We start from the raw sequence: 15,423 nt of genomic DNA, 5'->3' as shown, positions 1-15,423 counted from the left end.
CCCCCTAATGCGGTCGTCCGAAACCGACCGATTCTGTTGAAAAACTCATCCGAGAGGTCGAATCTTGCATATCCTGGAAGACGTGGATCAACGGGAGTGCATCGTCATGATGGGTCACCAAGGTTGTGGTCAGGAAAGCCTCTTTTCCGCCTTCAACCTTGATGAGCCTCGACGAGACTGCCACGATCACGTGCGGTACATCCTAGCGGTCAGCTGAAGCGCTGATCGCAGGGCCTTCCAGCTGGCACAAGCTTGCTAACGACAGACATGTTGTTATCAAAAAATTCGTGACACGTGGATGTTAAATTTGAAACATTAAATTAAGAAGACGTAATATTTTTTAATGTGCCTAACAAATTCTTTTAATACCTCTTGCAGCTCTTCAACACCGCCTATAATTAACTCGAGTCGAACTGTTTCCAACGATCAACGAAGAGATGTTTGCATCGATCCGCCCCGCGGAGCGCGAAGAAGGTTTTGCCGACCCAAAAAAGTTGAAAACCAGGTAGGCGCTTGCGAAGGTGGGCCGCTCGCGCGTGATTTCTCGACGCGTCAGCCCAACGTTCCTGCTGCCTAATTCGGAGGGCTGCATGCGCTTCTCACGACACGCACTGATCGCCATTGTCGTTGCACTGATTGCGACCACATCGGCCCAAGGTCAAGGCCTTGATGCGGGTGCCGACCCGCCGGCCAACGACGCCGTCGACCCGGTTCCTATGTCCGGTGTATTCCGCTCGATGGTACCCGTCGGCGGCCCGACGAGCGATGGCGAAAGTCGCGTCCTGGCCGATGCGCTTGCCGAATATAAGCGATCGAAGTATCCAGACGAAATTGCTCCGATTGCTTCGTTCATCCAGAACCACCCGGACTCCCCTTGGAACACAGCCCTCAGGTTTAATCTTGGCCTTATCTACAAGGAAACTGGCCATCTTTCGAAGGCCATATTGACGTGGCAGGAAGGGTGGAAGGCGTCACGGGATATTACCGCCCCCCGAGGGAAGGCGATCGCCGACGCGATGTTTGGCGAACTTGCGGTGCTCCTCATGTATGCGGGCAACTCGGCAGATCTAGCGAAACTGCTCGACTCTGCTCAGGGACGAACCTTTACTGGCGCGGCCTCAGAAAACGTGGCTCAAGCCAGGGCCGAACTGAAAGTGATGCAGCAGAGCCCGCAAATGGCCTTTCGCTGTGGTCCATTTGCGCTGTTGCGCATTTGCATGTTCGAGAACGAATTCAAGGCTGGCTTGCCACTGTTAGGTGCCCGAGCGACCAGTCGGGGCATCTCGCTGACCGAGCTACGGCACCTGGCCATGTCCGTCGGACTCAATTACCAAATGGCATTTCGTCGCCCCGGATCGGGTATACCGGTCCCTTCAGTGATCAATTTCAAGATGGGGCACTATGCAGCAATCATCGCAAAGACCGGTGATCTCTACCGAATCGCTGGTAGTGGTTCGAGCAACGAAATGTGGGCGCGTACTTCGACGATTGACGACGAGGCGACGGGGTATTTTCTGATTCCGGAAGGGGGCCTCGCCGAAGGCTGGCGCCCCGTCGATGCATTGGAGGGAAACAATATATGGGGGCGCGGGCCGACCGGCCCGAATACGGCGCCGCCGGGACCTAATGACCCGCAAGTGGGCGGGGGCTGTGGCGGCGGCGGTGCCCCCGGCGCACCGAGCGGACCCAATGGTTCAAATGGCGGAGCCGGTGGCAGTCCTGCCGGAGGATGCACAACTTACAGTGTCGACGCGATGGACGACAGCCTCGAACTGCACGATGAACTACTCGGCTATCAGCCACCGCTCGGTCCAGCGGTGAGCTTCCAGATCTTCTACATGCATCGGGACGTCGAGCAACCGGCCACCTTCGACTATAGCAATCTTGGCCCCAAGTGGACGTCTAACTGGATCAGCTACATAACCGACAACGTGGGAGTTAATGGTGGCGAAGAGGCGGATCTTTATCTGCCGGGTGGGGGGCTTGAGGTTTACACGTACTTCAACGGTTTCGCACCGGGTTTGATGAGTCAGGCGCATCTGACCCGGATCTCAAATGGCTTCGTGCGCACGCTGCCCGACGGGTCTACGCAGACGTTTACTCAACAGGCGCCCGCAATTTTTCCATGGGGTCAAAGATACTTCCTGACTGCAATCGTAGATCCGCAGGGGCATGCCGTGACGTTCCAGTATGATTCGTCGATGCGTATTGTATCAGTCACCGACGCAATTCACCAGGTCACGGAGATTCAGTACAACGAGCCATCCGATCCGTTGAAGATTACTGGTGTCGTCGACCCATTCGGACGAGCCATTACTCTCAGATACTCACCAGATGGCACCCATCTCAGTAGCACAACTGATCGCCTAAATATTACGTCGACATACGGCTGGGGCGTAGACGATTTTATCTCTACGTTGTCAACTCCATACGGAGTGACCAGTTTTTCAACCAGCGATACTTCTACAACATGCAGTCCAGCAGCACAAGCCGATGGCCAAACGCTGTGCTTCTGGCGTTCGCTAACTATTACCGATCCGGAGGGATTAACTTCGCGCGTAGACATGAGAGAGGGAGCACCCGGAATCGAACGAAGCGAGCCGAATAGCGTTGTTCCTCAAGGTAACGTCGTTCAGTTAATAAATCAATATTTGGAAGATCGAAACACATTTTTTTGGGATCCGTATCAACTATCCTTGGCACTTGCGACGCCGAATCCGGACGGGTCGCCAGATTATACGAAGGCACGGATTCTTCACTTTGAACATCAAAACGAAGTAACCACTGGTCCCGTGCTGGAGAGTCTTAAAGATCCCTTGGAAAACCGGATTTGGTACAACTACCCTCTACTTTCAACCAACTCTACACCGAACTGGGTTGGAAGTAGCAACAAACCCACAGTTATCGCTCGAGTGCTGGACGACGGCTCGACCCAGTTGCAGCAATACCAAGGTAATGATTATGGTCACGTTACACTGTTTACGGACCCGATTGGCCGGCAAATGCAGGTAACCTACGCATCCAACGGGATCGATCTTGTTTCCGAACAGTGGATTTTGCCGAATGGCGAACTGGCACCGGGAGCGACTTCCTTTGTAGTCAGCTTATACAACGCCCAGCACCAACCGCTGAAAGTTCAGGATGGTGGACAACCCATCGCTTACAGTTACGACACCAACGGGCAAACACATACCGTTTCAGTCGGGGGAGACGTGTTCACTTATAGTCACGACGGAGCGACTGGATTTTTGAATTCCGTATCAAGTCCCCCTCTGTGCAATCCCGCCTGTGGCGTCGCAACGCGTACCTTCACACCTGATACCCAAAATCGAGTTGGCTCGTTCACAAACGAGCAGGGACTCACCATCGTCGTCACCTACGACGCTGCAGACCGCATTATCCAACGCACCTACCCTGACAACACAACTGAAAAATTTCATTACACGCTACTCGACCTCGATCAGTACACGGACCGAATGGGGCGGCAAACGACGATCAGTTACGATCACGATCGCAGACCGATCGCGATTACCGATAATGGTCATAACACCACGAAGTTAACATACTATCCGTCAAGCTATTTGCTCTCGGTGACTGATCCGGCTAACAGCACCACAACCTTCAGCCGTGATGGCGAGAATCGTGTAACGGCTGTAATTTTTTCGGATGACACGACGGTATCCTATTCGTTCGAAAAGTCGACAAGCAGACTTCATAGCGCCACTAACGCGCTCGGTCAATCCGCTACGTATAGCTACAATGTCGACAATTCATTGGCATTCTCTGAATGGACTTATCCCGCCACACCTGAGATTTCGGATCCCAGTTCTGCGCCGATCAGCTTAATTTGGGATCCCCACCTCCCGCGTCTTTCCTCGGTCACTCAGTTGGTAGACGCGGCGAATCCTTCAAGCCTCTTGAATCAGCAGATCACTTATACCTACAGTGTTAGCGGTAGCTTCGCATCACAACTAAGTTTAATCGCGGGTGAGGCATATTCGCCGTCTGGAAGCCCGCAGGTTCAGTACCAGTATGACGCTCGAGGTCGAATGACCGGGCTTACAGGTTATGGTGGGACATACACGCGTCAGTTCGATCCATTAAACCGTGTGGTTACGGACCAATCATCGTTGGGTAATTTCAGTTATAGCTACATTAACGCTGGACCCGTTGCATCGCGGCGGGTATCAATACCTCCGGCCGCCGAGGCTGCGCATCCGTCGTTTAGCATCGAGATGTCCGCGACTTTCTATGGACCCGAGCAGGACCGTCGAGCGTTACAGCTACTCTGGCGGCGCAGTGGAGGAAAGTCTCCGAAGGGCTCATATGCGCCAGTCTGGCCGGGTGACACCACGGCATTCCTATCTCTGGGATATTCATACAATGCCGACGGTACTATTGCCACGTCCACGCCTTATCAGTACCGCCTTCCTTCTCAAGTCACGTATGCCGGATTCCCCTATGGTATGCAATACGGAGCCACGGGCGCTTTGCAAGCCGTTACACCGACGACAAACGCCAACAACGCCAGTTCTTACAGTTTTGGCTACGACGCAGCATCCAATCTGACGCAAATATCCGTCGGCTCCTCAACTAAAACGTTGCAGTCCAACTCCGTGAACGAGATTGTGGGTTTGGGTGCCTCATATGACAAGGCGGGACGTTTGATCGCGATTGACGATCCATCGCTCCCCCTCCGTTTCCATTGGAATGCGCGTGACGAGTTGGTGCGAATCGACGAGCGGGACCACGGATCAACTCACATTACCTATGATGCGCTTGGGAGATGGAATCGAATCGAAGAGTACGTACTCGACGGGAGCGCTGGTACTGAAATTCTCACAGAGGTCAAAAACTATGTGTGGTGCGGATCGGTTTTGTGTGCGCAACTCGATACCAACGGCCAAGTTGTCACGCGATACTTCAGTCAAGGATTTATTTCCGGTGGACGGAAATACTTTTACACGCTTGACCTTCTCGGAAGCGTCTTTCAGGTCATTGGCCAGAACGGAGCGGTCAATGCCCAATACAGATACGATCCATTTGGCAATCGCGTAGAGACCTTAGGGTCAATGGCAAGCGACATCGGTTTTGCGGGCATGTACCAGCACGGCCGTAGCGGTCTCATGCTGGCGCAGTACCGCTCGTATGCGCCCTCATTAGGGCGCTGGTTGAGCCGCGATCCTATTTGGGAAAGCTCGACTTTATCTTCCTACTTTTCTGCGAAACCGGTTACAGCGTTGTTCGACACAAACCCTTATATTTATGGATTTAACAATCCCGTCAATCGGAAGGATACACTCGGGTTGCAGGCGGGCGCGTGGGCTTTTGCCGAGAGTGGAGCCGAGATAGGGAGTCTTCTGGGCCCGGTTGGAACTGTGGCTGGAGGTGCGTTAGGTCTGGCATTTGCTGTTTATGGAGGTAACTTGGTATGGCACTGGCTATTCAACTCACCTTACCGGGAACCGGCGCCAGTGCCTCCTCCCCCGCCTGAGCCGCCAGGACCGGTACCGAATCCAGATGCGCCAGTTGGCCCTGGCGACCCAGGATACGTTCCGACATATCCGACGCCCGACGATCCGCATGTCGCACCAAACCCTGGGTACCTGCCTCCACCATGTCCGATTCCCCAGCCGAGGCCGCCATATAGATAGCTGCGTCGAACTTCTGCAGCCAATTTTAGGCGTCAGCTTGTCGAGGCCTTCGCTTCATAGGATCTGATATCCGCGGGTTGGTTACCGCATTACTGTGGTCCGCCCTATGAGCCTGCCGCTACCTAAAGTCGCAAGTCACATGACATGTGTTGCATAGTCCAATCGCGGGTTACTCGGGTGCCGGGCTACGCCGCCTTCAGGAAACTCCCTGGGTCCTCGTTAAGGTGATTCCGTGTCAGTTTGGTCTGGCCCGCGGTATGGCGAGGGACATGGCCAGTCTGCCGACGTCCCAGATGAACCCCGCGAGCTCTCGCGCAACGGCAACCACACCGGTGTTCACATTCTTGCCGCGCGCTGCTAACTTGCGATATCGCCGCATTCTGGCGGCATGTGCAGAACGTCCGCGCCGGCTGCGCTAGTAGCGGCGGCCAGCCTCCCGCTGAATGGCCCGGCGGGAAGCCAAAGCGCAGTCGCGACCGCAGTAGATCTGGCCACGATCGCAGCGGTGGCAGACGATGACCTGCGCCCGGCAACGGGCGCACACGTACAGGCGGCCCGTGGGCGGCTGCATTGGCGGTTCCTCCAGAACGCCAAAGAGGAGCAGTCGAACAAGGTCGACGGGCCGCGTGAGCAATGCGATACTGACGGCTCACACGGCTCACACGGCTCACACGGCTCACACGGCTCACACGGCTCACACGGCTCACACGGCTCACACGGCTCACACGGCTCACACGGCTCACACGGCTGTCCGGCAGGTCAACAGACCTGCCATGTGGATATCCCTTGTGGAGGTGCGGCGCCGGACTGGACTTGGCGGTTGAGGCCGGCGCTGCGCCTGTTGTTGTTCTTCTTCTTCGGCAAACGCCTTTCTACCATGCGGACGGCACGCCCCGATGCAGGGCACGTCTCCAGTCGCCCTTCGGGCTCCCTTCACCGTGCCCTGCATCAACATCCCGGTCACGATGCGTCGGTCATTTCCGCGAGTTCTTTTTTGCTCTCGGGTCACGCCGTCTCTATTTGACGCCGCCAGATTTGCGCGGATTTAGACCGCCATCGACAGGGCTGCGCTCTAACAGTGTTTGCACGGGTGCAGGGGGCCGAATAACAGATGATATTGTAGAGGCGCGCGGGGAATCGCTATTGCTAATGCGTCGGTGTAGTATTTCAGACGACTGATAGAGTCCTACTCGCCACTCCGTGGTCATCCTGCGTCACAAATATAAAGAGTCGCCGAGCTGCTGGATGCGAAATGTGTCAGCTTTGATATGCTGGAGTGCCTCGCCAAACAAGGCGAAATCGAAGTATTTGTGATTGGCGGCCAGTCGCTGATCAACGGAGCCGAGCCGCCTGCGTTGCCACAAGTCGATAGTTAGCGAGGTACTTGCAATCGGCTGGTGAAATGGCATAACGTTGCGATTGTCAACGATCCATGTTCTACCGTCGAATGTCTCTTAATGGCCCGACCTCAGCCACTGCTATGCCGAGCGATCAACCGCGCGCACCCGATCGCGCCAGGCGCGGCCGAGCATGGTTCCACGGCAACGCCTTGTCCCGCAACGGCAGGCGTAGTCGCTGAGGGATTTCTGGGATGTTTTCGGGGGAACCTCAAGCGCGTAGTCGATGAAGAGTTCCTCGCCGGGCGCGATGTTGCGGATCGCCTCGATGTAGACACGGTCCGCTCCCTCGACCGCTTCGCAATTTGCTGAGCACGCATGGTTCAGCCACCGGGCGCCGTTTCCGCCGCGTCCGCCATCGATTACCCGCCCGTCGGACAGGCCGAACAGGAAGGTATGGCTCTCCTCATCGCGTCGAGCGTAGTGGCGCGACGCTTCCCGCCAGGTGGTTACGAGCCCCCGGTATTCGAACACGCGCTCACCACGGGAAAGTGGACGAAGGGCGAACACGCCCTTGCCGTGGATGGGAGATCGCCGGACCGAAACGCGTTTCATGCTGGGCAAATGGAAGGAGGGAGGCCGGAGTATAGCCGCAGAAAAGGCCACACACATGTGGCGGCCGGCCCCTTCGCCTGTCCTGCTCATGGGCGGCTGCATATGAGCGACCTCATGTTCATTTTGCCTTGGTGAAGGCCTCACCGATCTGCCGCGCGCGCTTGACCTCGTCGCTGTGCAGGTAGATCGACGTGGTCGACACCGAGGCATGCCGCAGGTTGTCCCGCACGGTGGTGAGTTCCGCGCCGCGGGCCAGTGCGTGCGTCGCATGCGTATGGCGCATCCAGTGGGGGCTCGCACGGCGCAGCTTTTCCGCGAGCGGCGCGTGATCGGCCTCGATCGCATCCGCAGCCAGCACAAAGAACCGCCGCATCACCATCCACAGGCGCACGCTGCTGATCGCCGCGTCGCTGTCCGCGGGGGTGCCCACGTCAAGGCTGCCGATCATGGGCGTGGCCGGATTCCAGCGCACGGGCAGCACGGGCAGGCCGCGTGCGGCCAGGTAGTGCGCAAGCGCGTCCCACGCAAGCGGCGGCAGTGCGACGCGCGCCAGCTTCTTTCCCTTGCCCGTCACGCGCAGCCAGTGGTCGCCACGCGGATCGGTTTCGACGTGTCCCAGCGTCGCGCCGATGAGCTCGCTCGCGCGCAGGCCGGTTGCGTAGCCGAAATCCAGCAGGAAGCGCAGCCGCTGCGCCGCGGGCGCTGACCAGCCGTACGACCACTCGAGTCCGTCCGCGATCGTGCGCACGAGGGCCCATTCGCCCTCGCTGAACGCGTGCGAGGTATCGAGCACCCGGGTGCCGGTCGCGTCGCGCACCTTCACGCCCGCAAACGGATTCGCGAGCACGTAGCGCTGCTCGATGAGCCAGCGGAACAGGGCGCCGAGAATGGACAGGGCGTGCGCGACCGAGCGCGCCGAGAGACTGCCGTTGAACGGCCGCCAGTCCGGCGAGGTGCGCGCCCGCACGGGACCGACCCAGCGGCCACGCGGCGAAGGGTGGCGCAGGAAGGTGCGGTAGGCGATGGCATCTTCCGTCGTGAGCGACGAGAGCGCGCGGCCACGTTCGACGATCGCCCACAGGATCAGCCGCTCCGCTTCCTTGCGGTAGGTGCGCTGGGTGGCGGGGGACTCGTGCAGTGACAGCCAGGTGTGCACGGCCTCGTAGTCGTTGGATGCATCGAGCGTGCAGGTGGCGGCCGGTGCGCGGAAGGTGCCATCGGAGCCGTCGACCTCGTGGGGCACCCGGATCGCTTCCCACGGCACGCACATCATGTCCATCGGGCCGCGCCGGTCCGCGGCCACGAGCGCGCGCGCCTTTTCCGTGAGCGCCGGCCACGCCGCGAAGAACGCCTCGATGGCGCGGGCGCTCGCCATGCCGAGCCCCGGCACGGCCTTCCACCACTGGCGTCGGCGCGGGATGCGCACGGTGAGGTCGGCCAGTGTCGTGATGCCGTGCGCGTGCAGCACGCGCACCGCGCGCGGCGCGAACCACTGCGCGATGGCGTCGGCGATCTGCGGCTCCGGCGGGCGCGCGGTGCGCAGGGCGTCGATCGCCTGGGCGACGGCCTTCGCGTGCCGTTCGCGTTCCTCCGCAGAATGGGCGAACAGCGCCGCCAGGTCGTCGCGATGCGCCGCGCGCGCGAGGGCCTGCAGCCGGCGCCGGAGGGTACCCAGCACGCCGCGTGCGGACTTGCCGTCGCCCAGGCGCGCGGGCAGGTAGCGCGCCACGGCCTGGCGCACGGACAGGCCGGAATACCAGGCGCGCAGCATCGCGAGTTCGTCGGCATCGGGAAAGCCGGCGGGTTCGGGGGAAGGCGGGGCCGGGAGCCGGTCAGGGCGATTTGTCATGCACCAAGTTTACTGCATAAACCGGTGCATTGTGATAAAAGGATTATCTTAATGGCACTGTTGCATTGCACATTTTTGGGAAAAACTTGGGATCGGTCGTGCGCGGCGGGGGTGTCCTACGGTGCTCTTGCGGCTTCTGGGATGGTGAGCGCTTAGCGATGAAGCCTGCGGAAGGGGTTTGCAGCGCAGTGGGATTGATGCCAGGATGAGCAGGTCGCCCGGTCTTCCCAGCAGCTTAGAACAGCATCTCCACACGATATGACCGTCCGCTTCGAACTCGTTGCCCTCGCGCTGCCCGCCGGCTGCGCCCCCGAATCCCTTCCGCCGCCGGTCGCGGCACTGGTCGCCGCGTGCTGGCCGGGTATGAGCCGCACCCAGCTGCTTGATCGCGCGCGGCGCCTGGCCCTGCGCATGTCGTTGCGCGCACGACCTGAAGCCGGGCCCGACGGCCTGCAGCTGTATTCACTGGTGCTGGTGGCGGAGGGCGTCCGGGCCGAGCTCGTGGCCCATGTGCGCCGCCTCGCGCGCCGTCGCACCGCTCACCGCGCGAAGGTCTCGCTGCCGCCCCCGCGGGATGTGCGGCAGCAGGGGTTGTTCTAGTCACTGGTGGGCCAGCTGCAGGCGCGCCAGGGGGGCGCGTGCCGGGACTGGATTCCCGCTTGCGACTGGGGGGCAGCTGCCGGTCGCACTGACGCGAAGCGGGCTATGATCGCCATCATCATATCCAGTCGGGGAGGTCAATCTTGGCGACATACCAGGAGCTGAAAGCCCAAATGGCCGCGCTCGAGGCGCAGGCGGCGGCGGCCCGGGCGGCAGAGTTTCAGGAGGTCCTCGCGGACATCCGGGCGAAGGTGGCCGACTACGGATTCACCGAGCAGGACATCTTCGGACGCGGGCGCGGCAGACCGAGGAAAACCGCCGAAAGCGCTGTGCCGGCTAAATATCGTGATCCGAAGACCGGCGCAACCTGGTCGGGCCGGGGCCGTGCGCCGAACTGGATCAAGGATGCGAAGAACCGCGACCGGTTCCTTCTATGAGCAGAGTGTCCCGCAGCCAGGGCTCCGCGCCGGAGGACAAACCTCGGGGTGGATTAGCGTCCCGGGGCGGGGGTATCGCCTCGGTGACGGATGGCGATCTTGTCGGCGTGCAGGGGGTGAGTGAACGCGTACGACGGCATCGGGCAAGGGCGCGACGCAAGCCGGCGAACGCGAAGCGTTGCGGGCTCGCCGACGCGTGCGGGCAGGTACCGCGTTACGTATTCCTGACGCGCAGAGCATTACGTCCGGGAGCTCCGCGTAGAATGCGCATACGTTGAAAATTGCGGAGCGCAGGTTGGTCAGGCCCAGGAAAGCAGAAAAATTGAAGGTTGTCGCAGTCCGCATCGATCCGGCCATCGAGCGCAGGCTCCGGCTTCTGGCCGAAACGAGTGGTCGCAAACCGTCGTTCTTCCTGCAGCAACTGATCGAAGGCGGGATCAGCACACTGGAGGCGGTCTGGCTGCCCCCGCCCCTGCTGGAGCAGGTCCGCGCCGGCGAAGTCCCCGAGCCCGCCGCGTCTCGCGTGGGTCCCGATCTGTTCGACGAACCTGCGCTTGAGCGCTGAAGGGATGCGTGCCCAAAGCCTGGTGTTCGCGACTGTCGGGCCATGCGGGACGGGCAGGGCGGTTGTGCCCCTGCGTCGCTAGCGGGATGTGGAGCGCAAACAATCTGTCACCGCTTCGGGCATTTGTCGTTCGAACGTCATCGGTGGTTCGGACAGGGTTTTTCGCCCTATGCGGTCATCCCCGAATACCGGGCGTCGCTCGCCAGTGTGGTGAGCCACTGGCTGATCACGGGGACCTGTGGTGGCATGGATGCGCTCGCCGGGCGGGTCGAAAACATTCACGTCCGGGACGCGCTGACTTTCGCTTCGTCGGACGCCCACCGGGCAAGGCACGGGGGCGAAGCGCGCGTGTGCCGGTATGTAGTCAATGAATCCATTCATTGACTACAGTGAATGCCGTTTACACCCCGGAGGCTCCCATGGCCATCATGACCATCCGCAATCTAGACGAGCCGCTCAAGGCGCGCTTGCGCATCCAGGCCGCCCGCCACGGGCGCTCGATGGAGGAGGAGGCGCGCGACATCCTGCGCAGCGCGCTTGCCACCGAGCCCCTGCAGGGCGACAGCCTGGTCGACACGATCCGCCGGCGCGTCGCGCCGTTCGCGGGCGTCGAGCTCGAGTTGCCGGCCCGTGAGCCGATGCGTGAACCGGACCTGGGCGTCGCATGATCGTGCTCGACACCAACGTGCTGTCCGAACTGCTGCGCCCGGCGCCGGAACCCGCGGTGCTGGCCTGGTTCGCCGGCGGCAGCTGCTCGTCCGCACACGCGCACACGGCTGGGCGCCGACCTGGAAACCCATGGCGCACCTGACGCGAGACGGCCTCGAGGCGTTCGGCTTCGGGCTGACCGTCGATGGCTGCGTGGTTCCGCTGATCGCGCGGATACGGCGGGTCGGGCAGGGCGTGCAGCCCGCGCGGGTGCCGGTGCGGGATCCGCGGCAGCTTTGCCTGTTTTGATGCACGGGATTGAACCCGGGCGAGGCGGGATCGACGATGGCACGCAGCACGACGACTGACGGCGCGCTCACTGCAACGGAGGTAATCATGGAAGACACAGGACAGGTTCTCTACGTTTACCGGTGTCCCGCCTGCCAGGCCCGGGGTGAAGTCCACCTGCCCGGTGATACGCACGACGGCGAAGCGGCCTGCTGCAGGTCGTGTGGCGGTCCGGTTGTCCTCGAGTGGGATGGCGGGGTCACGCTGCACGTCACGCCGCCGATTGGAGACGGTAGCGCGGATTCCTGATGCCACGTACCGCAACACCCCACCCCGCCCGGCCATCGCGCCTCACCCGCGCCGATTTCGAGCTGTACCGCGCATGGCTCGAAGGCGTGGACGCCACGGCGCTGCACGCGAGCTACGGCACCCTGGGCACCGATGCGCGGATCACGCGCCGGCAGCTCGTGCTTATCCGCGACACCCTGTCGACCGCCGCGCGGCGCGCACGCCGCGCACCTGTTGCGTCTGAAGCCGGGCAGCCTGCGTGACCAGCTCAGCTCGCCGCCGCCGGGCCTGCACCGGCGCCCGGCGCACCCCCGCTCGATGACTGGCCCGAGCAGGTCGACCCGGATGGGTTCTACTCCGAGGCGGAACTCCGCGCGCTGTACCGCGACGCGTATCCGCCGCAGGCTTCGCCGCCGGAACGTCAACGGCTGGATCGCAAACTCGCCCGCAATGCGCCGCTGCGCGAGCTCAGGCGTCCGCCCTCGCGCGCACGGAGGCCGCGCTGGCGCTCGATCCCCGGCCGGAAGATCCGCTCGATACCTGGTTCGATCCGGCGCTTGCCGCGCGCCTGACCGCCGCAGGCCTCGCAACCCTCGCGGACCTGCTGGCCCTGATCCGCGGGCGTCTCCCGCGCTGGTTCGCCGAAGTGCCCCACCTGGGGCAGAAGGGCGCACGGCGCGGGATCGACTGGCTGGACCTGCACGCCGCCAGCCGTCTGGACGAGCCACGGCCGCCACGGCATACGGTTCTCCCGATTCATGCCAGCTCCCCGTTCCTTCGGACTGCGGCTCAATTCACGAACATGTCACGTCGGTATTTAACGGGCTTCCCATTTTTCCAGACGGGATCGCGTATTGTGAAACTGTCTTTGACAGTTATCACATACGCTTGACCTGTCTCGTCACACCGAACAATCTGCCCGTCACGCGTCATTTTCGTGCCGTCAAAGACTTGTTGCCCTGCAGGTACCGGGTCGGCCTGCGGCATGACCATCAAGGCGGCTGGTATGGATGCCGCGCGCGAGGACCGCGCCGTCAACAACAGAAACCCATCCGGCGTACAAGCACGCAGGCCCGGATGCCAGAATGAACGCACCAGGCGGCGCCACCACGTGCTTCATCGTGACTCTCCTTCCGGTTGCCCGGTTCGTTCGCATCGTCGTCAGTCATCGTGATGGCCCGCCGCCGCGCGGCTCAGACCGTAGCCCATGGCGATCATAAAACTCGAGAGCCCCATCCAGACGATAAAACCACTGAAGTAGTAGGTGAGTCCGTCAGTGCCGTGCGCCACGGGCAGACCGAAGAACTGATTGGCGAGGTGCGTCAACCAAAGTACTACGCAGTGAATGACATATGCGCCGGGTGCGCCAAGGTCACCGCGCAAGAACGGAACGATGCTCCAGAGCGTGTAAATCGTCGTTAATATCGCGAGTGCCTCAACGGCCGATGCGGCAAGGTATCGCGGAAAAGAGACAGGAGTATTGGTCATCCATATCCTCATTTTGTGGTCGACTGGTAGTTCCGCAGCACGGCCTCAATCCCGGAATTATCCGTTTCACGATTCCCGTCCCTGGTACTGCTCAGGAATCGTCCCCGGCACCTTCGGCATCTTCGCCCGTATCGCTGAGACTCAGGCCCATCTCGAGCGTTTTTCCACGCCATATCCGGCCGAGACCGGCCATATCACAGAGGATCGCCCACGCCGTATAGTTGATCGGCGCGTCCTCGCTGATCCAGCGCCGCACCTGCCGGCCGCCATGCTCACTGAGTCCGAGCACACGTGCCACGGCGCGTCCTGACAGGCCTGTGCGCCGCACGACCTCCTGGACCTCAGCGCCTCGAGGTCGTACCCATCCCTCATCGGCCGGGCACAGACACTCCTTGCGGATCTGCACGTGATATTCGACGGTCATTTTTCAGTACCTTCCTGTTCCAATTTTTCTGGCTCGTACATTTTTGCACGTGATAGCCCCGCAACCAGTCCCTCCTGGCGCTGAAAGGGGTAGCAATCGAGCCCCCACGGCTGCGCCGCGGGGGATACACGCTCCCTGCGGGAGCTTGACGACCCCGCCCGGCGGTCCACCCAGGCCCAGCCGGATCGTCGCGCCGCAGCCGCGGCGCGCCGGCGCTCTCCCCGCGCCCGCGGCGCGGGTCCCCGTGCGCCTCGATCCGGGCGCGCGGCGCGCGAGACGTGGCGTGATTATCCGGCCTCCTGGCTTGCAGGGGGAGGGGCGGGGCGCGCTCGGGCCAGCCCCCGGTGGCCGGCCGCAAGGCTATCACGGCGGCGGAAGCCGGGGATCCAGCGCGACGCGCACCGCGTCCACCTGCTCAGGCGTGAGCCGCGAGACATCGACAGACGTTGCGCGCTCCTAGATCATCAGGCCCTACACGTCGGCGAGCGGGCGCGCCCGTGCGCACAGCGCGCCATCCTGGCCAGGTGCTTCCTGCGGGCATCAGAAGTTGATGGCCTGTTTGATTTCGGCGATGGCCAAGCGGGTAGTCATGAGAGCCTCACAGGCCCGCGCCATACCATGCGCGGGCGTTGAACGTCAGTCCGCCACTGCTAGTGCAATTGCACCTGGTGTTCGATGATGGTCGTGACGGGGGCGTAAGGCGGTACACGATCAAAGTTGGCCAGTGCGGCAAGGGCGACGGCGCGCAATTCCTCGCGATGCATCTCGACTGGATTGCCTTCGCGGTCAAGCATGCTGGCAATGCGCCGGAGCGCATCGGCGGCGTGTGCCGCCGCATCAGCCGACAGGGCCATGCGGTGCAGTTCGGCGCGCACGATATTTCGGTCTCCGTACTGCCAGACAGCCAGCAACGGCAGCAGGGTGGCGAGCCACGAAGGACGGGTGTTCAGGGTGTCCATGCGATATTCCCCTGGTGGGATTGCCCCGACCCGAAGGCCGGGGCAATCCGGTTAGCCGCGCAGGCGGCGCAGTTCGTCAGCGAGTACCCACAGGGCACGGTTCAGGCGGATATTCTGGTCGATACCGGTGACGGCGCGGGTTGTGGTGGCCCGACCGCTTGCGTTGCGACCGTGCAGCCCACCGCGAGTCATGTTTTCCTGGACTTATGTTGCCTTGTCGCTTACGTTGAGTAGCGTCGCTTTCGAGAGTGAGATCCATGTTGATGGCGGA

At 61.5% G+C, this 15,423-nt stretch carries 16 protein-coding genes and 2 pseudogenes; 11 read left to right on the top strand and 7 right to left on the bottom strand.

All coding sequences use genetic code 11. The features are described 5' to 3' along the window. Positions 1–590: 590 nt before the first annotated feature. On the top strand, positions 591–5,654 hold the full coding sequence (locus BO1_RS57440) for an RHS repeat-associated core domain-containing protein (protein ID WP_084687946.1): 5,064 nt from the start codon (positions 591–593) through the stop codon (positions 5,652–5,654). A 235-nt stretch (positions 5,655–5,889) separates the two neighbouring features. Here BO1_RS57440 and BO1_RS59080 read toward each other — a convergent pair. Further along, a pseudogene (locus BO1_RS59080) lies at positions 5,890–6,030 on the bottom strand (IS110 family transposase); the annotation flags it as partial. 12 nt (positions 6,031–6,042) lie between these two features. Here BO1_RS59080 and hxsA4 point away from each other — a divergent pair. Next, positions 6,043–6,678: a His-Xaa-Ser repeat protein HxsA4 gene (gene hxsA4 / locus BO1_RS62005; protein ID WP_407669945.1), complete on the top strand. Its 636-nt coding sequence runs from the start codon at positions 6,043–6,045 to the stop codon at positions 6,676–6,678. A gap of 454 nt (positions 6,679–7,132) precedes the next feature. Here hxsA4 and BO1_RS51020 read toward each other — a convergent pair whose 3' ends face one another. Together BO1_RS51020 and BO1_RS13955 are read right to left on the bottom strand one after the other, a co-directional pair. Continuing rightward, positions 7,133–7,606, bottom strand: a complete 474-nt coding sequence (locus BO1_RS51020; protein ID WP_043284814.1) for an SET domain-containing protein — start codon at positions 7,604–7,606, stop codon at positions 7,133–7,135. Between the two features lie 118 nt (positions 7,607–7,724). Continuing rightward, on the bottom strand, positions 7,725–9,455 hold the full coding sequence (locus tag BO1_RS13955) for a site-specific integrase (protein ID WP_028218077.1): 1,731 nt from the start codon (positions 9,453–9,455) through the stop codon (positions 7,725–7,727). A gap of 258 nt (positions 9,456–9,713) precedes the next feature. Between BO1_RS13955 and BO1_RS13950 the strand changes: the two genes are divergently transcribed. The 9 genes from BO1_RS13950 to BO1_RS57435 all read left to right on the top strand — a co-directional run bounded on the left by BO1_RS13950 (position 9,714) and on the right by BO1_RS57435 (position 13,173). Continuing rightward, a complete protein-coding gene (locus tag BO1_RS13950) occupies positions 9,714–10,055 on the top strand; it encodes a hypothetical protein (RefSeq protein ID WP_028218076.1) in 342 nt (113 codons plus the stop codon). Positions 10,056–10,198: 143 nt separating this feature from the next. After that, on the top strand, positions 10,199–10,492 hold the full coding sequence (locus BO1_RS13945; protein WP_028218075.1) for an H-NS histone family protein: 294 nt from the start codon (positions 10,199–10,201) through the stop codon (positions 10,490–10,492). A gap of 322 nt (positions 10,493–10,814) precedes the next feature. Further along, positions 10,815–11,057 (top strand): hypothetical protein, encoded by a 243-nt coding sequence (locus BO1_RS13940; RefSeq protein ID WP_245643790.1) that lies wholly within the window; start codon positions 10,815–10,817, stop codon positions 11,055–11,057. A 419-nt stretch (positions 11,058–11,476) separates the two neighbouring features. Further along, entirely contained in the window at positions 11,477–11,725 is a 249-nt protein-coding gene (locus BO1_RS13935) for a FitA-like ribbon-helix-helix domain-containing protein (RefSeq protein WP_028218073.1), read from the top strand. Then, positions 11,722–11,868: a hypothetical protein gene (locus tag BO1_RS60725; protein WP_218002803.1), complete on the top strand. Its 147-nt coding sequence runs from the start codon at positions 11,722–11,724 to the stop codon at positions 11,866–11,868. The genes BO1_RS13935 and BO1_RS60725 overlap by 4 nt, the downstream gene beginning before the upstream one ends. Continuing rightward, positions 11,856–12,014 (top strand): hypothetical protein, encoded by a 159-nt coding sequence (locus BO1_RS59070; protein ID WP_156992238.1) that lies wholly within the window; start codon positions 11,856–11,858, stop codon positions 12,012–12,014. Before BO1_RS60725 ends, BO1_RS59070 begins: the two co-directional genes overlap by 13 nt. 87 nt (positions 12,015–12,101) lie before the next feature. Continuing rightward, a complete protein-coding gene (locus tag BO1_RS51010; protein WP_043284811.1) occupies positions 12,102–12,302 on the top strand; it encodes an FmdB family zinc ribbon protein in 201 nt (66 codons plus the stop codon). Beyond that, positions 12,302–12,544, top strand: a complete 243-nt coding sequence (locus tag BO1_RS56360) for a hypothetical protein (protein WP_028218072.1) — start codon at positions 12,302–12,304, stop codon at positions 12,542–12,544. The genes BO1_RS51010 and BO1_RS56360 overlap by 1 nt, the downstream gene beginning before the upstream one ends. Before the next feature lie 59 nt (positions 12,545–12,603). Further along, positions 12,604–13,173, top strand: coding sequence for a phage integrase family protein (locus BO1_RS57435; RefSeq protein ID WP_084687945.1), 570 nt, complete (start codon positions 12,604–12,606; stop codon positions 13,171–13,173). Between the two features lie 269 nt (positions 13,174–13,442). On the opposite strand, the gene BO1_RS13910 is transcribed toward BO1_RS57435, so the two are convergent. From BO1_RS13910 to BO1_RS62280, 4 genes and pseudogenes are all read right to left on the bottom strand, one after another. Further along, positions 13,443–13,769, bottom strand: a complete 327-nt coding sequence (locus BO1_RS13910; RefSeq protein ID WP_028218070.1) for a hypothetical protein — start codon at positions 13,767–13,769, stop codon at positions 13,443–13,445. Between the two features lie 91 nt (positions 13,770–13,860). Beyond that, positions 13,861–14,193 carry a hypothetical protein gene (locus BO1_RS51000; protein ID WP_043284782.1) on the bottom strand — a complete coding sequence of 111 codons (333 nt, stop codon included), beginning with the start codon at positions 14,191–14,193 and terminating at the stop codon, positions 13,861–13,863. Between the two features lie 650 nt (positions 14,194–14,843). Next, a complete protein-coding gene (locus tag BO1_RS13900) occupies positions 14,844–15,152 on the bottom strand; it encodes a hypothetical protein (protein ID WP_028218069.1) in 309 nt (102 codons plus the stop codon). A 51-nt stretch (positions 15,153–15,203) separates the two neighbouring features. Next, positions 15,204–15,356: pseudogene (locus tag BO1_RS62280) on the bottom strand (DUF932 domain-containing protein); the annotation flags it as partial. Between the last annotated feature and the right edge of the window lie 67 nt (positions 15,357–15,423).

It is taken from the genome of Paraburkholderia oxyphila NBRC 105797 (assembly GCF_000685075.1).
Lineage (GTDB): Bacteria > Pseudomonadota > Gammaproteobacteria > Burkholderiales > Burkholderiaceae > Paraburkholderia > Paraburkholderia oxyphila.
Note: the sequence above shows the minus strand (reverse complement) of the source record. Positions and strands in the feature narration are given on the sequence as shown.